The 23,333-nt window shown below is 72.7% G+C and carries 18 protein-coding genes; 5 read left to right on the forward strand and 13 right to left on the reverse strand.

The annotated features are described in order from the left end of the window. Window positions 1–141 precede the first annotated feature (141 nt). Window positions 142–846, reverse strand: coding sequence for an alpha/beta fold hydrolase (locus tag ABVB68_RS27085; RefSeq protein WP_353603762.1), 705 nt, complete (start codon window positions 844–846; stop codon window positions 142–144). 46 nt (window positions 847–892) lie between these two features. Further along, window positions 893–1,750 (reverse strand): alpha/beta fold hydrolase, encoded by an 858-nt coding sequence (locus ABVB68_RS27090; RefSeq protein ID WP_353603763.1) that lies wholly within the window; start codon window positions 1,748–1,750, stop codon window positions 893–895. 218 nt (window positions 1,751–1,968) lie between these two features. Between ABVB68_RS27090 and paaK the strand changes: the two genes are divergently transcribed. Next, window positions 1,969–3,264, forward strand: a complete 1,296-nt coding sequence (gene paaK / locus ABVB68_RS27095) for a phenylacetate--CoA ligase PaaK (RefSeq protein ID WP_353603764.1) — start codon at window positions 1,969–1,971, stop codon at window positions 3,262–3,264. A 107-nt stretch (window positions 3,265–3,371) separates the two neighbouring features. Here paaK and ABVB68_RS27100 read toward each other — a convergent pair whose 3' ends face one another. From ABVB68_RS27100 to ABVB68_RS27115, 4 genes are all read right to left on the reverse strand, one after another. Next, complete coding sequence (locus tag ABVB68_RS27100; RefSeq protein ID WP_353603765.1) at window positions 3,372–4,073, reverse strand: DUF4232 domain-containing protein; 702 nt, start codon at window positions 4,071–4,073, stop codon at window positions 3,372–3,374. A gap of 286 nt (window positions 4,074–4,359) precedes the next feature. Further along, complete coding sequence (locus tag ABVB68_RS27105) at window positions 4,360–5,856, reverse strand: acyl-CoA synthetase (RefSeq protein ID WP_353603766.1); 1,497 nt, start codon at window positions 5,854–5,856, stop codon at window positions 4,360–4,362. A gap of 54 nt (window positions 5,857–5,910) precedes the next feature. Then, the gene (locus tag ABVB68_RS27110; protein WP_353603767.1) at window positions 5,911–7,461 is read right to left on the reverse strand and encodes an acyl-CoA synthetase; all 1,551 of its coding nucleotides are present in this window, start codon (window positions 7,459–7,461) and stop codon (window positions 5,911–5,913) included. Further along, window positions 7,458–8,585 (reverse strand): NAD(P)H-dependent flavin oxidoreductase, encoded by a 1,128-nt coding sequence (locus tag ABVB68_RS27115; protein ID WP_353603768.1) that lies wholly within the window; start codon window positions 8,583–8,585, stop codon window positions 7,458–7,460. The genes ABVB68_RS27110 and ABVB68_RS27115 overlap by 4 nt, the downstream gene beginning before the upstream one ends. Before the next feature lie 164 nt (window positions 8,586–8,749). Here ABVB68_RS27115 and ABVB68_RS27120 point away from each other — a divergent pair, with 164 nt between their 5' ends. Then, a complete protein-coding gene (locus tag ABVB68_RS27120; RefSeq protein ID WP_353603769.1) occupies window positions 8,750–10,600 on the forward strand; it encodes a serine hydrolase domain-containing protein in 1,851 nt (616 codons plus the stop codon). 244 nt (window positions 10,601–10,844) lie between these two features. Here ABVB68_RS27120 and ABVB68_RS27125 read toward each other — a convergent pair whose 3' ends face one another. The 4 genes from ABVB68_RS27125 to ABVB68_RS27140 all read right to left on the reverse strand — a co-directional run bounded on the left by ABVB68_RS27125 (window position 10,845) and on the right by ABVB68_RS27140 (window position 15,728). Then, window positions 10,845–12,407, reverse strand: a complete 1,563-nt coding sequence (locus ABVB68_RS27125) for a phytoene desaturase family protein (RefSeq protein WP_353603770.1) — start codon at window positions 12,405–12,407, stop codon at window positions 10,845–10,847. 103 nt (window positions 12,408–12,510) lie between these two features. Then, window positions 12,511–13,398, reverse strand: a complete 888-nt coding sequence (locus tag ABVB68_RS27130; RefSeq protein ID WP_353603771.1) for an oxygenase MpaB family protein — start codon at window positions 13,396–13,398, stop codon at window positions 12,511–12,513. Window positions 13,399–13,876: 478 nt separating this feature from the next. Then, window positions 13,877–14,365 (reverse strand): FMN-binding protein, encoded by a 489-nt coding sequence (locus ABVB68_RS27135; RefSeq protein WP_353603772.1) that lies wholly within the window; start codon window positions 14,363–14,365, stop codon window positions 13,877–13,879. Between the two features lie 10 nt (window positions 14,366–14,375). Next, entirely contained in the window at window positions 14,376–15,728 is a 1,353-nt protein-coding gene (locus ABVB68_RS27140) for a ferredoxin reductase family protein (RefSeq protein WP_353603773.1), read from the reverse strand. 198 nt (window positions 15,729–15,926) lie between these two features. Between ABVB68_RS27140 and ABVB68_RS27145 the strand changes: the two genes are divergently transcribed. From ABVB68_RS27145 to ABVB68_RS27155, 3 genes are all read left to right on the forward strand, one after another. Then, the gene (locus ABVB68_RS27145) at window positions 15,927–16,667 is read left to right on the forward strand and encodes a response regulator transcription factor (protein ID WP_353603774.1); all 741 of its coding nucleotides are present in this window, start codon (window positions 15,927–15,929) and stop codon (window positions 16,665–16,667) included. Further along, window positions 16,664–18,166, forward strand: coding sequence for a sensor histidine kinase (locus tag ABVB68_RS27150; RefSeq protein ID WP_353603775.1), 1,503 nt, complete (start codon window positions 16,664–16,666; stop codon window positions 18,164–18,166). The genes ABVB68_RS27145 and ABVB68_RS27150 overlap by 4 nt, the downstream gene beginning before the upstream one ends. A 199-nt stretch (window positions 18,167–18,365) precedes the next feature. Further along, the gene (locus tag ABVB68_RS27155; RefSeq protein ID WP_353603776.1) at window positions 18,366–18,878 is read left to right on the forward strand and encodes a DUF2231 domain-containing protein; all 513 of its coding nucleotides are present in this window, start codon (window positions 18,366–18,368) and stop codon (window positions 18,876–18,878) included. 111 nt (window positions 18,879–18,989) lie between these two features. Here ABVB68_RS27155 and ABVB68_RS27160 read toward each other — a convergent pair whose 3' ends face one another. The 3 genes from ABVB68_RS27160 to ABVB68_RS27170 form a co-directional block, all read right to left on the reverse strand. Next, window positions 18,990–19,562, reverse strand: coding sequence for a dihydrofolate reductase family protein (locus tag ABVB68_RS27160; protein WP_353603777.1), 573 nt, complete (start codon window positions 19,560–19,562; stop codon window positions 18,990–18,992). Window positions 19,563–19,945: 383 nt separating this feature from the next. Then, entirely contained in the window at window positions 19,946–20,629 is a 684-nt protein-coding gene (locus ABVB68_RS27165) for an HdeD family acid-resistance protein (protein WP_353603778.1), read from the reverse strand. Between the two features lie 217 nt (window positions 20,630–20,846). After that, window positions 20,847–23,198: an arylsulfatase gene (locus tag ABVB68_RS27170; protein WP_353603779.1), complete on the reverse strand. Its 2,352-nt coding sequence runs from the start codon at window positions 23,196–23,198 to the stop codon at window positions 20,847–20,849. Window positions 23,199–23,333: the final 135 nt, after the last annotated feature.

The following is a 23,333-nucleotide window of genomic DNA, read 5'->3' on the forward strand; positions in this document are numbered from 1 at the left end:
GCCCGGCCTGCCGGGCCTGCCGGGCCTGCCGGGCCTGCCGGGCCTGCCGGGCCTGCCGGGCCTGCCGGGCCTGCCGGGCCTGCCGGGCCTGCCGGGCCTGCCGGGGCATGGTCCCTGCCGTACGTCAGGCGGCGCGAGTTGTCACTCGGCGAGGAACGCCTCCAGCACGGCGAGGAACTCCTCGGGCCGGGCCTCGTGGACGAGATGCCCGGCATCGAGGGTGACCAGCCGGGCGCCCGGGATCAGTTCCGCGAGCCGGGCGACCTGATCCTGCGGGATGAGGCTGGTGGGGCCGCCCGCGATGACCAGCGTGGGCATGGTGATCCGGTCCATGTGCTCCCACCACACCGGATCGGGCGCGTTGCGCTCTTCGTCGGTGGCCCGCACCATCGCCCAGTCGAACGGCAGCTCGCCGTCGGGGCGTTCGGCGGGTGGCCGGGGCGGGTCGAGCGGCACGGGAGCGCACACGTCCTCCAGCACCAGACGGCGCACGGCACCGGGATGCCGCTGCGCGAGGACATAGGCGACGAGGCCGCCGAGCGAATGCCCCACGACGTCGGCACCGCCGAGTCCGAGGGCGGCCAGCAGCGCGCGGACATCTTCGCTCATCGTCCGGGCCGAGTAGTCCCCGGACCAGTCGCTGTGTCCGTGGCCGCGCAGGTCCGGGGCGTACACCCGGCGCGGCCGCGGTGGCGCCGCCAGCCGTTCGGCGATCTGCGTCCAGTCCGCGCCGTCGGCGCCCCGGCAGTGCAGCAGCACGACGGGCGGGGCGTCCGCCGGGCCCCAGACGCGACAGGCCAGGGTGATTCCGTTCGCCTCGACGGCGTGCGGGGCTGCGGTGTCCATGCCGGCACACTAGCCGCGCGGTCCGCTGCCGGGCCGCCCGATACGCCTACGGCAGAACGGGGTCCGCGGGCCTGTCCAGGAAGGCGAGCGCACGGCTGAGAAACCACTGCGGGTCGTCCAGCCACGGGTAGTGTCCGGCGCCGGGCTGGACCGCGAACTCGGCGCCGGGGAAGGCCCGGGCGGCACGCCGGGCGAGGTCGGGGCGTGGGCCGCCGTCGACTTCGCCCGCGTGCACGAGGACGGGGGCTCTCAAGGCGGCGAGGGCGGCGCGGGTCGCGTCCGGGGTGAAGGCGCCGTCGGCGAAGTAGTGCGCGCCCGCGTCGTCGTTGGTCTGCTCGGCCTCGGCCTCCGCGTGCGCCCGGGCGGTGTCGTCCCAGCGGCCGTAGAAGAACGGCAGGAAGACGTCGTCGAAGTCGGCGTCCCCCGCGAGCCAGGTCCGGAAGGCGGGGAACGCGTCGGCGAACCACGGTTCGTCCGTGCGCAGTGCCGCCGCCGCCAGACGGTCCTGCGGGGTCGCCCGCAGGCCGAGGGCCGACGGGTTGGGGGTGACGAGCAGGAGCCGCCGTACGCGCTGCGGGTAGCGGGCCGCGTACAGGGTCGCCAGGGCGGCGCCGGCCGAGTGCGCGAGCAGGTCCATCCGCTGGAGCCCCATGTGGGAGCGCCAGGCTTCCACGTCCTCGACCATCCGGTCGCAGCGGTACGTCGCCGCGTCCGCCGGCGTCGCGGAGTCACCGGTGCCCCGCAGGTCGAGCAGGGCGAGCCGGCGGTGCGCGGTCAGCCCGCCGAGGTCCCCGAGGTAGGCGGAGGCGCGCATCGGGCCGCCGGGCAGGACGGCCAGGGTCTCGCCCTCGCCCCGCAGGTGGTAGGCGAGCCGGGTGCCGTCGGCGGCGGTGAAGGTCGGCATGCGGTCGATCATCGGGGCGGCCCCGGCCGGCGTGCAACGGTTTTCCGGCCTCGGACACGGCCGTTCCGCCCCGGCGCCCGCTCTCGGGGGGCGGCCCGCACCCGGAAAATCTGCGCGCGCTCTTGCCTGTGGGCGCGTGGCCTGCGTTACTGGCCCCGAACAGCACGACCGAATGATCGGTCGTCCGGAATGTGCGGCCGTACGAGGGAGACGTCTCCATGACGGATGCGAGGGAGCTGCTCGACGCGGGCGAACGGCTCGGGCCGGAGGAGCTGCGCGCGCTCCAGCTGGAGCGGCTGCGCGCCTCGCTGCGGCACGCCTACGACCATGTGCCGTTCTACCGTGAGTCGTTCGACAAGGCCGGCGTCCGCCCGGAGGACTGCCGCTCGCTCGCGGATCTGGCCCGTTTCCCGTTCACGGCCAAGGCCGACCTGCGGGACAACTACCCGTACGGCATGTTCGCCGTGCCCCGGGAGCGGATCCGCAGACTGCACGCCTCCAGCGGCACCACGGGACGCCCCACCCTGGTCGGCTACACGGACAACGACCTGTCCATGTGGGCCGACATGGTGGCCCGGTCGATCCGGGCGGCCGGCGGGCGACCCGGTGACATCGTGCATGTGGCCTACGGCTATGGACTGTTCACCGGTGGCCTGGGCGCCCACTACGGTGCCGAGCGCCTGGGCTGTACGGTCGTCCCCGCGTCCGGCGGCATGACGGCACGTCAGGTGCAGCTGATCCTGGACCTCGAACCGTCCGTCATCATGGTGACCCCCTCGTACATGCTCACGCTGCTGGACGAGTTCGAACGGCAGGGCGTGGACCCGCGCGGCACCTCGCTACGGGTGGGCGTCTTCGGGGCCGAGCCGTGGACCGAGCAGATGCGCGGCGAGATCGAGGAGCGGTTCGCGATCGACGCCGTGGACATCTACGGCCTGTCCGAAGTGATCGGTCCGGGTGTGGCCCAGGAGTGTGTGGAGACCAAGGACGGACTGACGGTGTGGGAGGACCACTTCTATCCGGAGGTGGTCGATCCGATCACGGGCAAGGTGCTGCCGGAGGGCGAGCGGGGCGAGCTGGTGTTCACCTCGCTGACCAAGGAGGCCATGCCGATCGTCCGCTACCGGACCCGGGACCTGACCCGGCTGCTGCCCGGCACGGCCCGGGTGTTCCGGCGGATGGAGAAGGTCACCGGCCGCAGCGACGACCTGGTGATCCTGCGCGGGGTCAACCTGTTCCCGACCCAGATCGAGGAGATCGTACTGCGTACACCCGGTGTGGCACCGCACTTCCAGCTGCGCCTGACCCGTCAGGGCCGCCTAGACGCGCTGACCGTCCGGGCCGAGGCCCGTGCGGGGGCGACACCGGAGGTGCGGGCGGAGGCGGCCCGGTCCATCGTCGCGGCCGTCAAGAACGGCATCGGCGTGTCCGTCGACGTGGAGATCGTGGAGCCCGAGTCGCTGGAGCGCTCGGTGGGCAAGATCCGCAGGATCGTGGACCTGCGCCCGCGGTAGCGCCCGAGCCCCGTCAGCCTTCCCCGGACGTGCGGGTCCAGCCGCCCCGACCGGCGTTCAGGACGGTGGACCCGCCGCGGCGGCGCGTGAGCCGCGGGACGTGCGGGTCAGCCGCCCTGCCCGGCGCTGCCGACCGGACCGACCTTCACCGCGGAGCCGGTGCCGTCCGTGACGGGCAGCGTCCCGGCGCCGGGCCAGCGGAGGGTGACCGTCCTCGTCTCGTTCGGCGGGGTCACCAGCAGCGCCGTGACACGGACGCCCGATCCGCCCGACGTGTTGAGCGGGTAGTTGACGCCGAAGGCCACCGACTGCCCGCTCTTGAGCACGACCGGGTCGGCCCGCTGACCGGTGCGCCGCGCGGACAGCGACCCCGCGCTCGTCCTCAGGTCGACGCCCGCGTACCCGGACATCGCGCAGTCCCGGCCGCCGCCGTTGCGCAGCTGCACCGTGACGGTGCCGTCGGGGTCGCCGGCGATGGTGTTGTCCGTCGCCGTGATCTTCAGGTCGCCGGTGCGGCACCTGCCGGGCCTGCCGCCCTGGCCGGAGCCGGTCCCGGCGGCCGTGCCCTGCCCGCCGGAACCCGTCCCGGAGGAGTCCTTCCCCGCGGAGTCCTTCCCGCCGCCGTGCGTGCCGCCCTGGGTGCTGCCCGTGGTCGACGAGCCGGACGGGGTGACCGCCGTGCCGTCCGACGCGGCGGACGAAGGGCTCGGCGCGGAGCCGGAGTCCGAGTCCTGACATGCCGTCAGCAGCAGGGCGCTGCCTGCGAGGGCTGCGGAGACGAGAAATGCCTTGCGACGGTTGCCGGACATGAAAGGCCCCTTGCTATCCAGTGGTGGTCGAAGCCGAAGCGGTCTCGGCTCCCCGGTACGTGCTCGCTCCATGAGAAGCGGCTGCGTACCGAGGGGTTACCGGCGTCATCGGTTCACGACACCGTTGTCACAGACCGGTGACACGGTGACGACGCACTGCCACAAGGGCCGTCCAGGCAGGCCCCGTCGGCGCCCCGGCACCCACGCGCCCGCCCGTTGACGGCCGGACGCGGGTGCCGGCCGACGCGGTCCGGCCCGGTGGACGGGCCGGTAGCCGCCGCACGGCCTAACCGCCGAAGCGGTCCCGCAGCTCGCGCTTGAGGATCTTCCCGCTGGCGTTGCGGGGCAGCCGGTCCACGAACAGCACCCGCTTGGGGGCCTTGAAGGCGGCGAGCTTCTCCTTCACATGGGCGATCAGCTGATCCTCCGTCACCTCGGCGCGCGGGACGACGACCGCCGTGACCATCTCGATCCACCGTTCGTCGGGCAGCCCGACCACGGCGGCCTCCGCCACGGCCTCGTGCGTGTACAGGGCGTCCTCGACCTGGCGGGAGGCGATCAGCACGCCACCGGAGTTGATGACGTCCTTCACCCGGTCGACGACCGTGAGGTAGCCGTCGGCGTCGCGCACCGCGAGGTCGCCCGAGTGGAACCAGCCGTCCCGGAACGCCTCGGCCGTCTCCTCGGGCCGGTCCCAGTAGCCCTCGCACAACTGCGGTGAGCGGTAGACGATTTCGCCCGGCACACCGTCGGGGACGTTCTCGCCCTTGTCGTCCACGACCCGGGCGTCCACGAACAGCACGGTCCGGCCGCACGAGTCCAGCCGGCCCTCGTGTTCGTCAGGACCGAGCACCGTGGCCAGCGGGCCGATCTCGCTCTGGCCGAAGCAGTTGTAGAAGGCGAGGCCCGGCAGGCGTTCGCGCAGCCGCTCCAGGACGGGCACGGGCATGACGGACGCGCCGTAGTACGCCTTGCGCAGGCCGCTCAGGTCGCGGGTGGCGAAGTCGGGCCGGTTCGCCAGGCCGATCCACACCGTCGGCGGCGCGAACAGGCTGTCCACCCGGCCGGCCTCGACGAGATCGAAGAGCCGGTCCCCGTCCGGCGCGTCCAGGACGACGTTGGTCGCGCCGACCGCGAGGTAGGGCAGCAGGAACACGTGCATCTGCGCGGAGTGGTACAGCGGCAGCGCGTGCACCGGCCGGTCGCCGGCGCTCAGGTCGAGCGCGGTGATGGCGCTCAAGTACTCGTGCACCAGCGCACGGTGGGTCATCATCGCGCCCTTGGGCAGGGCGGTCGTGCCGGAGGTGTACAGCAACTGCACCAGGTCCTCGGTGCGCGGCTCGGGTCCGTCGTACGGCGGCGCGTCCGGCAACCGGTCGAGGAGGGAGCCCGCCGAGTTCCGCAGCGGCAGCACGCGTGGGCCGTGCGGGAGCCGGCCGGCGAGTTCGGGGTCGGCGAGCACCAGCGTGCTGCCGGACTGGCCGACGATGTAGGCCAGGTCGTCCCCGGTGAGGTTCTGGTTGACCGGCACATGGACCAGGCCCGCGCGGGCGCAGGCGAGGAAACCGATCAGGTAGGCGTCGGAGTTGTGGCCGTAGGCGGCGACCCGGTCGCCGGGCGTGAGGCCCTGCGCGAGCAGGACCGCGGCCGCGCGGGAGACGGCGTCGTCGAGCTCCTCGTACGTCCATCTGCGCTCGCCGTACTCCACCGCGACGCGGGCCGGGGTGCGCCGGGCACTGCGCCGCAGGACCCCGTCGACGGTGCTGCCGTGTGCCTGCTTCATGACAGCCGATCCTGCGGCCCACCGGACGTACCGGTCAAGCGTCCCGGACGGCCGTCACACCTGCCGGGTGCGCCCCTCCCAGTAGGGTGCGCGCAGCCGCCGCTTGTAGAGCTTGCCGTTGGGGTCCCGGGGCATCTCGGCGACGAAGTCGACGCTCCTGGGCCGCTTGTAGCCGGCGAGCCGTTCGGCGCAGTGGCCGAGGAGGGCGGTGGCGAGGGCCGGACCCGGCTCGTGGCCGGGCGCCGGTTCGACGACGGCCTTGACCTGCTCGCCCCAGTCGTCGTGCGGGATGCCGAAGACGGCGGCGTCGGCGACGGCCGGATGGGACAGGAGCACGGCCTCGATCTCGGCGGGGTAGATGTTGACCCCACCGGAGATGATCATGTCGATCTTGCGGTCGCGGAGGAAGAGGTAGCCGTCCTCGTCGAGGTAGCCGAGGTCGCCGACGGTGAAGAAGTCGCCGATCCGGTTCCTGCGGGTCTTGTCCGCGTCCTTGTGGTAGGCGAAGCCGCCGGTGTTCATCCTCATGTAGACCGTACCGAGCCGGCCGGGCGGCAGCCGTTCGCCGTCGTCGTCGAAGACCGCGAGTTCGCTGATGGGCCAGGCCTTGCCGACGGTGCCGGGCTTCTTCAGCCAGTCCTCGGCGGTGGCGAAGGCGCCGCCGCCTTCGCTGGCCGCGTAGTACTCCTCCACGCTGTGCCCCCACCAGTCGATCATGGCCCGTTTCACGTGGTCCGGGCAGGGGGCGGCGCCGTGGATGGCGTGCCGCATGGACGAGACGTCGTAGCGCGCCTTCACCTCCTCCGGGAGAGCCAGCAGGCGGTGGAACTGGGTGGGGACCATATGGGTGTGCGTGCAGTGGTGGCGGTCGATGAGCCGGAGCATCTCCTCGGGCGTCCACCGGTCCATCAGCACCAGGCGGTGGCCGATGTGCAGGGACGCGCCGGCGAACTGCAGCACGGCCGTGTGGTAGAGCGGGGAGCAGACCAGGTGGACGCCGTCGCCGAACGGCCTGATGCCGAAGATGCCGAGGAAGCCGCCGAGGTGGGCCTCTTCGGGGGGCCGGCCGGACAGCGGGCGGCGGATGCCGCGCGGGCGTCCGGTCGTACCGGAGGTGTAGTTCATGACCCAGCCGAGTTCGCGGCCGGCCGGCGCGGACTCCGGCTGTCCGTCGAGGAGGTGGGCGTACGGCCGGAAGCCGTCGGCCGGTCCGACCGCGTAGCGGTGGCCGGCCGGGAGCCCCGCCTCGTCGGCGGCGGCGCGCGCGGCGGCGGCGTACCGCTCGTGCGCGATGAGCACCTTGGCACCGGAGTCGGCGACGATCCAGGCGATCTCCGGGCCGACGAGATGGTGGTTGACGGGGACGAGGTAGAGACCGGCCTGGCCGGCGGCGAGGTAGGCGGCGAGGAACTCGACGCCGTTGGGCAGGACGACGGCGAACGCGTCGCCGCGCTCCAGTCCGGCCGCGCGCAGCCCGTGGACGAGCCGGTTGGCGGCGGCGTGCAGGCGCCCGGCGGTCCATTCCTCCCCGTCGGGGGCGACGAGGACGGTGCGGTGGGGGTCCTGGGCGGCCTGGGCCCAGAAACCGGCGGGGGGTGTGCTCACGACTGGCCGCTCCTTCCGGCGATGCGGTTGATGCGGTCCACGGCCTCCTCGAAGCCGCGGGTGAGGTCGTCGAAGACGGCCCGGACGCTGCGTTCGCTGGTCATCCGGCCGACGATCTGGCCGACGGGGGTGCCGAGCAGCGGCTCGACCTCGTACTTCTGGATGCGGGAGACCGCGTCGGCGACCAGCAGGCCCTGCAGGGGCATCGGCAGGGTGCCGGGTCCCGCCGGATCGTCCCAGGCGTCGGTCCACTCGGTTCGGAGCTGGCGTGCGGGCTTGCCGGTCAGGGCGCGGGAGCGGACGGTGTCGCCGGAGCCCGCGGCGAGCAGCTTGCGGGTGAGGGCGGGCGAGTGGAGATCGGCTTCTGTGGTGGTCAGCCATATGGAGCCCAGCCACACACCTTGGGCACCGAGGGCGAGGGCGGCCGCCACCTGCCGGCCGCTGCCGATGCCGCCCGCGGCGAGCACGGGCAGCGGGTCGAGGGCCTCCACCACCTCGGGGGTGAGCACCATGGAGGCGATCTCGCCGGTGTGCCCGCCGGCCTCGTAGCCCTGGGCCACCACGACGTCGAGGCCCGCCTGTTGATGCTTGCGGGCGTGCCGGGCGCTGCCCGCGAGAGCGGCCACCAGGACGCCCCGGTCGTGGGCGCGGGCGACGACGTCGGCGGGCGGTGACCCCAGGGCGTTGGCGAGCAGCCGGATCGGGTAGCCGAAGGCGACGTCGAGCTGGGTGCGGGCGACCTGCTCCAGCCAGCCGGTGATGCGCCACCCGGACGCCTCGCCCTCGGCCAGCTCCGGCACGCCGAACCCGGCCAGGGTGTCCCGGACGAACCGCCGGTGTTCCGCGGGGATCATCGCCTCGACGTCCGCCTCGGACAGCGCCCGGTCCCCCGTGGCCGCGGCCTGCTTGGCCGGCATGACCACGTCCAGCCCGTAGGGGCGGCCCCCGGCGTGCGCGTCGAGCCAGTCGAGGTCGCGCTCGAGGTCGTCGGGGGCGGTGTAGCGGACCGCGCCGAGCACGCCGAAACCGCCGGCCCGGCTGATGGCCGCGGCCACGGCCGGGAAGGGGGTGAAGCCGAAGACGGCGTGCTCGATTCCCAGGCGCTTGCTCAGCTCCGTCTGCATGGGCGCAGGATGCCGCAGTCACCCGAACGACGGAAGAGCTTTTCTGATAGTCCGTCAGATTCTGTCGGACCTCACGTGCCCCGTTGACACACCCTCCGCCTGACAGGAAAGTTTCACGGTACAGGGCAAGCCCCGGAAGTTACTTTCAGGCGGGAGGCCGCACGATGACGGACGGACTGACGGACGGAGGGGCGAGCGGGCCGACGCGGCGCCGGCTCATGGCGGGCTCGCTGGCGTCGGGCGGCGCCCTGGCCCTCGCCGCACTGCCCGCAGGCCCGGCCGCCGCGCTGCCGGCGGGTCCGGGTGGCACGCTGCCGGCGGGTGCGGCCGCCCCACGTTCCGGGGGCGGCGCGACGCCTGCCTCGGGGCGGCCCACCCTGCGCCACGGCACACCGGAGCGCGCCGGGCTGCTCGCGGAGCATCTGCGGCAACTCGTCGCGGACGCCGAGGCGTTCCTCGGCCCTTCGCCGAGCCACCCCTGGTACGCGGGCGCCGTCCTGCTCGCCGGACGCGGCGGCACGGTGGCCCTGCACGAGCCGATCGGGATGGCGGTGCGCTACTCCGCCTACGACGAGAAGACCGACACGGGCGTGGAGTTGCCGCCCGACCGCCGGCTCCCGATGACCCGGGACACCGTCTTCGACCTGGCCTCCGTCTCCAAACTGTTCACCTCGCTGCTCGCCGTGCAGCAGATGGAGCGGGGCGCGCTGGCGCTGGAGGGGAGGGTCGCCGCCTATCTCCCGGAGTTCGGCGCCGCCGGCAAGCAGGACGTGACGATCCGTCAACTCCTCACCCACACTTCGGGCTTCCGCGCGTGGATCCCGCTGTACGACGCGCCGACGCGCGAGGCGAAGCTGCAGCTCATCTGGAGCGAGGCGCCGCTCACCCCGCCCGGCTCCGCGTACCTCTATTCGGACCTGAACCTGATCTCCCTTCAGCTGGTGCTGGAGCGCATCACGGGCCGCCCCCTCGACGTCCTCCTCCGCGAGGAGATCACCGGCCCGCTGGGCCTTCGCCGCACCCGCTACAACCCGCCCGCCTCCTGGAAGCCGGGAATCGCGGCCACCGAGGACGCGCGCAGGCCGTGGTCCGGGCTGGACCGCGGGCTGGTGTGGGGCGAGGTGCACGACGAGAACGCGTTCAGCCTCGGCGGAGTGGCCGGACACGCGGGGGTGTTCTCCTGTGCGTGGGACCTCGCCGTCCTCGGCCGCACGCTGCTCAACGGCGGCTGTTACGGCCGGACCCGGGTCCTGCGGCCGGAGTCGGTGCAGACCCTGTTCACCGACTTCAACACCGCCTTCCCGGGCGACGAGCACGGCCTGGGCTTCGAGCTGTACCAGCACTGGTACATGGGGGCTCTGGCCACCCCGCGCACGGCCGGCCACACGGGCTTCACCGGCACCTCGCTCGTACTCGACCCCACGACCGACTCCTTCCTGGTCGTCCTCGGCAACTCGGTGCATCCGGTGCGCACCTGGCGCTCCGGTTCCGCACCGCGGGTCGCCGCCGGGAACAACCTGGCCCGCGCGGTACCGGTGCGTCCCGCGCGCGGCCGTACGGCCTGGTTCTCGGGCATGGTGAACGCCACCGACGCGACGCTCGCCCTCCCGGCGCTGGACACCTCCGCCGGCCGGGCGCGCCTGCGCTGCGAGCTGTGGTGGGACACCGAGCCCACGAGCGACGTACTGGTGCTGGAGTCCACCACGGACGGCGGTGCCACCTGGCACCCGGTCCCCTTCGGCACCTCCCGGCACGGCGAGGATGCCCAGGACCATCCGTCGGGCACGGTCACGGGCTGGTCGGGCCGCGTCTGGCACCAGGTGACCGCGCCGCTGCCGGCCGACGGCAGGCCGGCCCTGCGCTGGCGGTACACCACCGACCGGCTGTACACCGGCCGGGGTGTCTACGTCGACGCACTGCGCGTCGAGGCGGGCGACCGGGTGCTGTTCGACGGGGCACGCCCGGCGGACCGGGCGCGCATCACGGCGGCGGGCTGGCGGCCCTCGGCCGACTGAGCGGACCTGGAGCGGCCGTCACGCACGGGACGGGGGCAGCGGTCAGTCCCGCTCCGGCACCGCTGACGAGACACGGCAGCGGACAGGGCCGCCCTGACACCACTGACGACACACGACAGCGGACAGGGCCGCCCTGACACCACTGACGACACACGACAGCGGACAGTCCCGCCCTGACACCACTGACGAGACACGGCAGCGGACAGGCCCCGGTCGACCACCGCTGACGAGACAGGGGCGGCGCTCAGTCCCGCTCCAGCACCGCCATCGCCGCGTTGTGGCCGGGCACCCCGCTCACCCCTCCCCCGCGTACCGCTCCCGCGCCGCACAGCAGGACGTTGGTGTGCCGGGTCTCCACGCCCCAGCGGCCCGTGTCCGGCCCGGCGTACGGCCACGACAGGGCCCGGTGGAAGATGTTGCCGCCGGGCAGCCGCAGGTCCCGTTCGAGGTCGAGCGGGGTCTTCGCCTCGATGCACGGGCGGCCGTCGGCGTCGGTGGCCAGGCAGTCGGCGAGCGGTTCGGCGAGGTGGGCGTCCAGCTGGGCGAGGGTGGACTTCAGCAGCTCCGCGCGCACGCCGTCGTTGTCCCGGTCGAAGAGCCGGGCGGGGGTGTGCAGTCCGAAGAGGGTGAGCGTCTGGTAGCCGCGCTCGGCGAGCTCGGGGCCGAGGATGGTCGGGTCGGTCAGGGAGTGGCAGTAGATCTCCGAGGGCGGTGCGGCGGGCAGTTCACCGGCGGCGGCCTGGGCGTGGGCGGTGGCCAGCTGCTCGTAGCCCTCGGCGATGTGGAAGGTGCCGGCGAAGGCCTCGCGGGGGTCGGCGTCGGGGTCGCGGAGCCTGGGGAGCCGGGTGAGCAGCATGTTGACCTTGAGCTGGGCTCCCTCGGCGGGCTCGGGCGGGGTGTCCCCGGTCAGGGCGGCCAGTTCGCGCGGGGAGGCGTTCACCAGGACGTGCCGGGCGACGGCCGTACCCTCGCCGTCGGCGGTGCGGTAGGCGACCTCGGCGGTGCGGCCGTCGGTGTCGATGCGGACCGCCTCGTGGCCGGTGGCGACGACCGCGCCGGCCGAGCGGGCCGCCGCCGCCAGCGCGTCGGTGAGGGCGCCCATGCCGCCGACGGGCACGTCCCAGGCACCGGATCCGCCGCCGATGACGTGGTAGAGGAGGCAGCGGTTCTGGGCCAGGCCGGGGTCGTGGGCGTCGGCGAAGGTGCCGATCAGGGCGTCGGTGAGGACGACGCCCCGGACCAGGTCGTCGCTGAACCGCTTCTCCACGGCGACCCCGATCGGTTCCTCGAACAGCTCCCGCCAGGCGGTCTCGTCGTCGATACGGCGGCGCAGCTCGTCGCGGGTCGGCAGGGGCTCGGTGAGTGTCGGGAAGACACGCTGGGCTACTCGGCCGGTCATGCCGTAGAAACGCTGCCAGGCCCCGTACTCCCGCTCTCCGCCGGTCAGCCGGGCGAACGCCGCCCGGGTGCGCTCCTCGCCGCCGCCGACGAGGAGTCCGGTCGGCCGTCCCTCCCGCTCCACGGGGGTGTACGAGGAGACGGTGCGGCCGCGCACCCGGAAGTCCAGCCCGAGGTCGCTGACGATCTTCCGCGGGAGCAGGCTGACGAGGTAGGAGTAGCGCGACAGCCGGGCGTCGACACCGGCGAACGGGCGGGTGGAGACGGCGGCGCCGCCCGTGTGGTCCAGCCGTTCCAGTACCAGCACGGACCGGCCGGCCCGGGCCAGGTAGGCGGCGGCGACCAGACCGTTGTGACCGCCACCCACGATGACGGCGTCGTACGCGCGGGTTCCCTCGTCGACAGACATGGTTCTTGGTAACACGCACTGATCCGTCGCGGCCAGAGGCCGACCCGCACAGAGATCGGCCCGGGCAGAGATCGCCCAGGGCCGGAAACCGCCGGACGCCGGATCAGGGAGACGGCTTCGGCACGCCCGGGACGGCCTTGTGCGGTGCGGGGCGCGCTTGCGGGCCGAGCCTCGCCATGGCACGCAGGATGTGCCGGGGCGGGAGCTGCCAGCGGACGCGCGCGGGGATGCGACGCAGCAGGACGCCCGTGGCCCGCAGTCTGCGGGTGACGACCGCGGGGTCCGGGGCCGGCCTGCCGTACAACCGGTGGGCGTACGGCGGGAGGGCCGCGTACGCCAGGTGTGCCACGTGCCGCCACAGCACCTCGCGTGCCGGCACCAGCAGGGGGTGGACCGGCGGCCGGAGCAGGAAGTCGTCCACCTCGCGTGCCTCGGGCCCCGCGGCCAGTTCGGGCCGGACCCGTTCGAAGTACGCGGCGAGGTCCGCCCTGTCGGCCGGCACCGTCCGGGGATCGAGGCCCACCAGCCGGGCGCTGACCCGGTGTTCGGCGATGTACCGGTCGGCCTGGGCGTCACTGAGCGGGAAGCCGGAGCGGCGCAGGACCTGCAGATAGGAGTCGATCTCCGCGCAGTGCACCCACAGCAGCAGGTCCGGCTCGCCCACGCCGTACCGCTCGCCGGTGTCCGGGTCGGTCGCCGTCAGCATGCCGTGGATCTTGCGGACGCGGGCTCCGGCGCGTTCGGCGGCGTCGGTCGTGCCGTACGTCGTCGTGCCGACGAAGTTCGCGGTGCGCATCAGCCGGCCCCAGGCGTCACGGCGGAAGTCGGAGTTCTGCAGGACGCCGCGGACCGCGCGCGGGTGCAGGGCCTGGAGGTAGAGCGCGCGGACGCCGGCGATCCACATCATGGGGTCGCCGTGCAGCTGCCAGGTCACGGAGTCCGGCGTGAAGAGTCCGGGGTCGCCCATGCCCCGGGGTGTGACCGCAGCCATCGGTTACCACCTCCTGTCGGCGCTCGACCCGTGCATCCGCCCACCGGCGGCGGCATCCCGCCGCGCCGGCCACCGGGTTTTCCCGACGCGTCGGTATACGCCGACGCACACCCGTGCCCGGCCTGCCCCGTCCGACGGTGCGAACGACCGCGTCGGGCCAGCGCTCCGCCATGACTGCCTGCCCGGATCGGCGGCGGGGCATGCACTCCCCCGTGGACCGGCGCGAAGCCGACCCGCCTGGTTCCCACCGCGCCGGGGGCACTCCGCCCGATCAAGGCCACCGGGGGACGGCCTCCGCGCACGGCTGACCCGTCGGTCCCGGCAGGCCGGCCCGCGCAGCCCCGGTGACGCACCCGTCGGTCCCGGCAGGCCGGCCCGCGCAGCCCGGTGCCGCACCCGTCGGTCCCGGTGGCGGCGGCTGACGCGACGAGGCGGGCGCGGACGTCACGTGGAGCGGGCGTCGTGGAGCGGGCGTGGCTCAGAGGCCCGCGGAATCCAGTGCGGACTGGAGCGACTGCCGGTAGCCGGTGCTCGTGTACGTGGCGCCCGACACCATGTCGATGTGGGCGCTCTGCGCGGCCAGGGCCTCGCGCCGCAGCTGGGGCAGGGCGTAGCTGTTGATCTCCTGGTCACGCGGGTTGTCCTGCGGGTAGTCCACGGCCGTGACGTCCGTGAGCCTGCCGTCCTTGACCGTCACCCGCACCCGTACCGGTCCCCAGCGGGTCTCCACGGTGTCGCCGGTGGCGGTCCGGGAGCCGGTCCGCGTGCCCGAAGGGGCACCGCTCGGGCGGCCCGATCCACTGGGCGGCGCCGAGTTGCTCGATGCCGTCGGGGATCCGACGTCCGTGGTCGCGAGCAGCGGACTGGTGTGCGGCTTCAGCGAGAGCAGCAGCACCATCCCGGAGACCGTGGCCGCACCGGCCAGCACGATCCGGCGGAGCGGGCGGTTCTTCTTCAGCGGGTGCATATGTGTGACCTCACAGCTCGAACGACTCGTGGTGGATACGGCGGTCCGGCACCCCGGCCGCGCGCAGCGCGCCGTACACGTCCTGGGCGAAGCCGTGCGGGCCGCACAGGTAGACGTCGTGACCGCGCAGGCCCGGGAATGTGGTGCGCAGCGTCTCCGCCGTGATGTGCGGGCGCTCCCCGCCTGGGCCGTTGAGGGCGTACAGCACCCGTGCGCCCCGCCGGCGGGCGATCGCCTCCAGCTCCCCGCCCAGTGCGAGGTCCTCGGCGGAGTGCGCCCGGTAGAGCAGCGCGACCTCGCCGGGCAGCGTCTCGAACAGCGCGCGCAGTGGCGTGACGCCGACTCCGGCCGCGATCAGCAGGGAGCGGTGGCTCGTGGCCCGGTCGGCGGTCAGCGATCCGTACGGTCCCTCGGCCCACACCCGGGTGCCGGGCCGGAGCCGGGCGACGGCCGCGCTGTGGTCACCGAGCGCCTTGACCGTGATCCGCAGCAGGTCCGGGCGCGGCGGCGCGGACAGGGAGTACGGCGTCGACGTCCGTCCCAGGCCCGCGCCGAGGAACCGCCAGCGGAAGAACTGCCCGGGCCGCGCCCCCAGCTCGTCCAGGTGCTGTCCGCGTACGACGACCGAGTACACGCCCCGCGCCTCCCGGTGCACCGAATCCACGCGCAGCCGGTGGCGCCGGTTGAGCCGGACCGGAACGAGGATCCGGAACCACAGCACGAGGGCCGCGACGCCCAGGTACAGCGCGTACCAGACGGCGGTGGCGACCGGCTTGCCGTGGAACTCCTCGCCCAGGGTCAACTGGTGGAAGAAGGCGAGGAAGACGGCCGCGTAGGTCAGCAGGTGGACGTAGTACCAGAACTCGTAGCCGGTACGGCGGCGCGCGGCCCGGGCCGAGGTGATGCCGACCGTGAAGAGGACCACTGTGCCGGCGGTCGCCTTGAGCATGTCGGGGTAGTCCAGGACGACGTCCACGGTCTCGTGCCAGAGGGAGGCCCGGTCCTGGGCGGCGTACCCGGCGAGGATCAGTGCGACGTGCGCGACGAGCAGGCAGATCGTGTACCGGCCGGCCATGGCGTGCCAGCGGGCCACCCGGTCGGAGCCGATTCGTCTCTCCAGCAGCGGCACCCGCGCCATCAGGCCGACCAGCACCGCGCAGGCGTAGCCGCACAGCAGTCCGGCGATCCGCCCGGCGCCGGTCAGCCAGCCGGCCGTGCCGGACACGGACCCGGTGTCGGTCCACCACAGCGCGAGCACGGCTGCGGCGGCGCCCCACAGCACGGCCTGCACCAGGACGCCGGTGGAGCGCCGTACGGTCGCGGGTGCGGGCGGGTCAGCCCGCCGGGCATCCACGGTGGTCATCGATCGCCGTCCCATCCTTGTCGTGCCCTTCGTGTCCTTCGCGTCCTGCTCGTGCCGGTCGCTGCCTCCTGCCCGGCCACTGTGCGGGCCGAAGCTCTGAGGTAGCTTTGAGCGACAGCCGATCCGGCGGACTCAGAGAGAACTGAGAGGGAGGCACGGCTCCTGGCGCGCGGAGGACAGGCGATGCTGGGAGACGCCATGAACACCACTCGTACCGTTCGCCCCGCCCTCACCCGCCCCGACGGCACTGCGCTGCGTGTCCTCGTCGTCGACGACGACCCCGACCTCGCGGAGGTGCTCACGGGCGCCCTGCGCTACGAGAGCTGGGAGGTGCGGGCGGCCGGTGACGGCGCCGCGGCGCTGGCCGCGGCGCGCGAGCTGCTGCCCGACGCCGTCGTCCTGGACGTGATGCTCCCGGACACGGACGGCTTCACGGTGCTGCGTGGTCTGCACGAGGTGAAGCCCGACGTGTGTGTGCTCTTCCTCACCGCGCGGGACGCGGTCGAGGACCGCATAGCGGGCATCACGGCGGGCGGCGACGACTACGTGACCAAGCCCTTCAGCCTGGAGGAGGTCGTGGCCCGGCTGCGCGGCCTGCTGCGCCGCGCGGGCATGGCCCGGCAGCTGGACGACGGACCGCGCCTGGTCGTGGGCGACCTCGTGATGGACGAGGACGCCCACGAGGTGACCCGCTCCGGCGAGCCGCTCGAACTGTCCCCGACCGAGTTCGAACTCCTCCGCTTCCTCATGAGCAACCCGCGCCGCGTGCTCAGCAAGGCGCAGATCCTCGACCGCGTGTGGTCGTACGACTTCGGCGGCCGGGCTCACGTGGTCGAGCTCTACATCTCCTACCTGCGCAAGAAGGTGGACGCGGGCCGTGAGCCCATGATCCACACGGTGCGCGGTTCGGGCTATGTGCTGAAGCCGGTGCCCCGGTGATCCGCGCGTTTCGCCCCGGTCGCCTGCGCCCGCTGCCCCGGCCCCGCACGCTGCGCGCCCGCCTCACGGTCGGCCTGGTGGTGCTGCTGGCGGTGAGCTGCGCGGCCGTGGGCCTGGCGGCGGTCGTCGAGCTGAACGGCTTCCTCACCCAGCGCCTGGACGAACAGCTCACCCAGATCGGCACCCGGTTCCCGGAGAGCCTGGAGCACCACGGCGGGGTGCCGGACGACCACGACGGTGACGAGTACGGCGACACCCGCCATCAGGCCACCGGCACCTTCGGCGCCCGCCTGGTGAACGGCACGATCACCAACAAGGGACTCATCAAGTCGGGCGACCCCGCGGCGGACCTGGACGTCGACCTCACGGCGCAGGACGCCGGCCGGCTGGCCCGGGTGCCGGCCGACGGCAGAGCTCACACCGTCGGCCTCTCCGCCCTGGACGACTACCGGGTGGTCGCCTCCCCCGGCCGGGACGGAGACGTCCTGATGGTCGGCCTGCCGCTGGAGCCGGTCCAGGCCACGGTGCACCGGCTCGAGGCGGTCTCCGGCATCGTCTTCGGGTTCGCTCTCGTGGTGACCGGCGTCGCCGGGGCCTTCTGGGTGCGATGGTCGCTGCGGCCGCTCAGCCGGGTCGCCGCCACCGCCACCCGGGTCAGCGAACTCCCGCTCGCCAGCGGCGAGGTCACGCTGCCGGCGCACCCCAGGGACACCGATCCGGGCAGTGAGGTCGAGCGGGTCGCCGCGGCCTTCGACCGCATGCTCGGCCATGTCGAGGACGCCCTGGCCAAGCGGCACGCCGGCGAGGAGCGGCTACGCCGCTTCGCCGCCGACGCCAGCCACGAGCTGCGGACTCCGGTCGCCTCGGTGCGGGGCCACGCCGAGCTGGCACTTCTGCACCCGGGCCCGGTGTCGCCCCAGATCACCCGGGCCCTGCACCGTATCTCGGCGGAGTCCGCCCGCATGGGCGAGATGGTCGACGACCTGCTGCTGCTCGCCCGTCTGGACGCCGGCCGGCCTCTGGAGCGCCTCCCCGTCGACCTCACCCGCCTGGTCCTGGACGCGGTCACCGACGCCCACGCGGCCGGTCCCGGACACCGCTGGACCCTGGACCTGCCGGAGGATCCGGTGACCGTCCCGGGCGATGCCCACCGCCTCCAGCAGGTGCTGGCCAACCTGCTGGCCAACGCCCGTCTGCACACGCCCGCCGGCACCAAGGTCACGGTGACGCTGGAGATCGACGCCGGCTCGGTCCTGCTCTCCGTCCACGACGACGGCCCCGGCGTCCCCCGAGACGTCCAGCCGGCCGTCTTCGAGCGCTTCACCCGAGCCGAACACCGCCGCTTCCCGGACGCTTCCGGCGGCGGATCGGGCCTGGGACTGTCGATCGTCGCGGCGGTTGCCGAGGCCCACGGGGGAAGCGTGGCTCTGGAGAGCGGACCGGGCTCCACGACCTTCACGGTCCGCCTGCCCCGACAGTCCGCGCGGCGAAGCGGCTGACGGCGCGTGCGCGGGCCGCTCCGGCGAGTGTGGCCCGGGATGAAGTCACTCGCAGTGGTCCCTCGCACAGGGCGGCCGAAGCGCCGCCGTGGCGTCGGTGCGCGGGGAGCGACGGCCGGGAGCTTGATCGACTGAGAGGTGACTCAGAGGTGACCGTGCCAGTCTGGCGTGCCCGACATCCCCCCTCAGGAGCCCCCGGATGAATCTGATCAACGGTCTGCCCGCGCATGTGCTGCTCGTCCATGTGGTCGTCGTGCTGATACCCCTCTCCGCGCTGGCCCTGGTGGCGGCCGCGGTGTGGCCGGCCGCCGCCCGGCGCCTGGGCGTACTGCTCCCGGCCCTCACCCTCGCGGCCTTGGTCAGCGTGCCGTTGACCACGCACGCCGGCGAATGGCTGGAGCGGCACGTCGGCGACGACGCCCTGGTACGGCGGCACACCGAGCTCGGTGACGGGTTGCTGCCGTGGGCCCTGGGCCTGTTCGTGCTGGCGGCGGTCGTCTGGTGGGCGGGGCGGCAGGCGCCGGCGGGGCCCGGGCAGGGCCGCGGCACCCGCTGGTCCGCCCTGCCGGTGCGCATCGTCATCGGTGTGCTCTCGCTGGCCGTCGCGGTCGGAGCGGTCGTGGACGTCTACCGGATCGGCGACTCCGGGGCCAAGGCCGCCTGGCACGACGCCTACTCGAAGAAGGCGACCGAGCCGGAGCACGGCTCCTGATCCGGAGGCAGACCCGGCAGCCCCGCCCCCGCGGCACGGCGCGTCAACCATCGATCTTCCGAGCGGTGCCGTGTCCGATGAGGCGGGGGCCGGGCGCATGCGGGAGCCCTGTCAGCGGACGACGTCGAACACGTTCTTCTGCAGGCCGTTGGCGTACGCCTCGTGCTCGACCAGCTTCAGCTTCTGGGTGTCCTTGTCCGTGGCGCTGAACAGGCGCTTGCCCGCTCCGAGCAGGAGCGGGAAGACGAGCAGGTGATAGCGGTCGATCAGGCCGGCGTCCGAGAGGCTCTGGTTCAGGGCGGCGCTGCCGTGGACGATGATGGGGCCGCCCTCGGTCTCCTTCAGGGCGGCGACGTCGTCCAGCGAGCGCAGGATCGTCGTCTCGCCCCAGCCTGTCACCAGGTCGTCCTCGGTGAGGGTGGTGGAGACGACGTACTTCGGCATCACCTTGTAGTCGGCGAAGTCCTCCATGTCCGGCCACACCGGGCTGAACGCCTCGTAACTGGTCCGGCCCATCAGCATCGCCGTGGCTTCCTTCTGCTCCCGGCCCTTGATGTCGAACGCCTCGGGGAGGAACTCGATGTCCTTGAAGGTCCAGCCGGAGTTCCGGTAGCCGGGCTCGCCGCCCGGGGCCTCCACGACGCCGTCGAGCGAGATGAAGGCAGTGCTGATCAGAGTGCGCATCTGAGGTTCCTCGGTGTCTCGTGTCCCGTACCCAGCGGGTTGGTGCGAGCTTCGGCCGCACTTGCGGCCGCGGCGCGTCAACCATGGTCCATGACTGCTCGTCACGAAGGAACTCATCGGTCCGCGCCCGGTCTCTTCCGGCGGTCCCGACGGCCGCATCAGCTCGCACGGCCCTGCGCGCCCGGTCTCCACCCTCCCCGCCGGCGTCAGGAGCCAGACGCCGGCGGTCGAGACATGGGGATCGGCCCGCGGGAGGGGAGTTCATCGTTCCCGACAGGACGTCCCACCGCCTCCCGAGCCGGGTGGACGTTGAGCTGGACCTCGCGCGGCCTTCCCGGCGCGGTGCGCTGCACTCCGGGTACTGCTGACGACTGCGCCGAGGTTCAGTGCTGCGGGTGAGGGTGCGCGTGGAAGAGGGACCGCCGTTGCCCGGTGGCGCTGCCCCGGGTGAGACGGCCGGCTTCGACACGCAACTGGATGGCGTGGAACACCTCGATCACACCCAGGACGATCGCCATGATGGCCGTCGCCAGGGTGAGCGCGGCGATCGAACCGAACGGCAGGACGATCAGCACGATGCCCGCCAGCAGGGTGGTGATGCCCAGGAAGATCTGCCAGCCTCGCGCCGGCATGTCCGGGGCGGACGCGGCGGCCGCCGTCATCATGATGCCGCGCAGCAGCCACCCGAATCCGATCCAGAGGGCGAGCAGCAGGATCGATTCCAGGGTGCCCCGGAAGCAGACGAGCCCGAGCAGCACGCAGAGCGCGCCCGTGACGAAGTGCAGTGCCCGCAGGTGCCCGGGTACATGTGCGCCGAAGGCCGCGGCCAGCTGGAAGACACCGCTGACCAGGAGAAAGGCGCCGAAGAGTACGCCCACCACCCGCAGCGTCTCACCCGGCCACGCCAGGATGACGACACCCAGGGCGATTGACGCCAGACCGATGGTGAACAGGGACTGCCAGCCGAAGTTCGCCACGGCGCCCAGTACTTCACCGCCGGGGGTCGCGCGCTGAGACGGGGTCTCCTGTGGCGGGACGGCACCTGAGAATTCGGAGGAGGATGTCACGCTACTCACCTCTTTTCATGGAGCACCACGATTCCCACGGAGCACCACGAACGGATCGGGACCCCTCCATCGTCACCCATTCGGCCCCACCCCGCCTGAGGAAGGAAGGGGCCGCGAGGCGTGGTCGCCTCGCCCCTGGGACAGGTGCGGGACAAGGCCGGGGGTGCAACCGGGTGGTCGGCCCCGAGAGGGGCGCTCGCCAGGACGGGCGGATCCCCTACTGACGGGACAGGTGCATCCGCAGCTCGCTGTCGGCGTCGATGATCAGGTCTCCGGACAGGTCTACGGTGACGGTGTGCAGCACGCCGGTGAACCGGAAGGGCGGCTTGTAGTCGGGCGTGACCGCGGAACCCGGGTTCGCGCCACAGGTCATGCCGCCGGGATTGAACATGATCGCTGTGGTGACCGGGATGTCGGCCTCACCGACGCGGCGGCGGTCGATGTACAACTGCGCACGGCCCGGGACGCCTTTGCCGTTCGGGATGTCGGGCTCGCCGGTCGGTTCGAATTCCACGCGCAGCTCGTGGCGGCCCTCGGGGACCTCCTCGGTGGAGGAGACGCCGTACAGGGCGCGCCGCAGGTAGTTGTGGACGTAGTGCAGCTTGCGGTCCTTCATGTAGAAGGTGAAGCCGCCGACGTTGGCGCCCTGGCAGAGGAACACGCCCTCGGCACCGCCTGCGGGGATCTCGGCGTCCGCCGTGATGGCGAAGGGCCGGTTGAGCACGCGCGGAGCGACCGCGGCCGGCAGGGTCTCGGTGCCGGGCCGGAACGTCCAGCTGGTGCGTTCCGCGAAGATCTGCGGACGTTCCTGCATCAGCCGCTGCGTGCCGCTGCCGTCGATCGGCAGGACGCCGTACTTTCCGGCCTCCACGTACCACAGGGAGACCATTTCGATCAGCTTGGCCCGGTTCTCGGCCGCCGTGTCACTGGTCTCGGCGAAGTCCTTGTCGATGTGGTACAGCTCCCAGCCTTCGGTGTCGAGCCTGCCGAGGGTCTCCGCCGTGATGGGGGTGCCGAAGGGCTTGCCCGCCTCGGTGAACGAGGGACCGGGCCAGGGACAGACCGCTCGCCAGCCGTCGTGGTCGATGGCGCGGTGCCCCATCATCTCGAAGTACTGCGTGTGGTGGAGCGTCGGCGCGGACGCGCTGTCGAAGGTGTGGGCGAAGCTGACGCCGTGGATCGGTGACTGGGGCACGCCCTTGATCGTGTCCGGGGCTTCGATGCCGAGCACGTCGAGCACCGTGGGGACCATGTCGATGATGTGGGCGTACTGGGTGCGTACCTCGCCGCGCGCCTTGATGCCCTGGGGCCAGTGGACGAGGAAGGGGTCGCTGGCGCCGCCCCGGTAGGTCTCCCGCTTCCATCGCCGGAAGGGGGTGTTGCCGGCCCAGGTCCAGCCCCACGGGTAGTGGTTGAACGTGTTCGGCCCGCCGATCTCGTCGATGGCGCTGAGGCTGTCCTCGAGCGGTTCGGGGGCGTTGTTGAAGAACTGCGCCTCGTTGGTCGTCCCGGTGACGCCGCCTTCGGCGCTGGCGCCGTTGTCGGAGACCAGCATGATGAGGGTGTTGTCGAACTCGCCGGTCTCCTTGAGGAAGTCCAGCAGGCGCCCGATGTGGTGATCGGTGTGGCTCAGGAACCCGGCGTAGACCTCCATCATCCGCGCGGCGAGACGCCGGGCGTCGGGTGACAGGGACTCCCACTGCGGCACGTCCGGGTCGTGCCGCGAAAGACGGGCGTCGGGCGGCGCCACCCCCGACTGCTTCTGCCGGGCGAAGGCGGCCTCGCGGTAGGCGTCCCACCCGTCGTCGAACCGACCCCGGTAACGGTCCGCCCACTCCTTCGGCACATGGTGCGGGGCGTGCGTGGCTCCGGGGCAGAAGTACAGGAAGAACGGCTTGTCCGGGGCGACCTGTTTGGCGTCGGCGATGAACGAGACGGCCTTGTCCACCAGGTCCGGGGTCAGGTGGTAACCCTCCTCCGGTGAGGCGGGGGGTTCGATCTGGTGGTTGTCGTAGACCAGGTCCGGGTACCACTGGCTGGTGTCACCGCCGAGGAATCCGTAGAAGCGGTCGAAGCCACGGCCCAACGGCCAGCGGTCGTACGGTCCGGCGGCCGACTCGTACTCCGAGGGCACCAGGTGCCACTTGCCGACCGCGTAGGTGTTGAAGCCCTGCTCGACGAGCATCTCGGAGACGAAACCGTTCTCGAACGGGATGCGGCCGTTGTACCCCGGATACCCGGTGGCGAACTCCGTCACCAGTGCCATGGCGTTCGCATGGTGGTTCCGCCCGGTGATGATGCAGGAACGCGACGGGGAGCACAGGGCGGTCGTGTGCATGTTGCTGTACAGCAACCCGTTCGCGGCCAGCGAATCGACGTTCGGTGTCGTCATGGGGCCGCCGTAACAACCGAGTTGGCCGAACCCCGTGTCGTCGAGCGTGATGAACAAGACGTTCGGCGACCCCGGAGCGGCCCGGGTGGGCTGCGGCCACGCGGGCGTCGACTCATCCGCCGTACGGCCGATCACTCCGGGGAACGCGGTTCCCCGCTTGTACTCTTTCGCAGCCATCTGCCTGGTCCTCCGTGTGCGCCGGCCCGGCCGTACGGCGCATGCCGCCGACGCGCTCGTACTTCTGGGCAGGGTGGGTTTCGGGTGGCCACCGGGCCGTGGGAACGAATGCATCCGTCACGCGCTGACGGCGGA

Origin of the sequence: Streptomyces sp. NPDC096012, assembly GCF_040426375.1 — a bacterium.
In the GTDB taxonomy this organism is placed as follows: Bacteria; Actinomycetota; Actinomycetes; order Streptomycetales; family Streptomycetaceae; genus Streptomyces.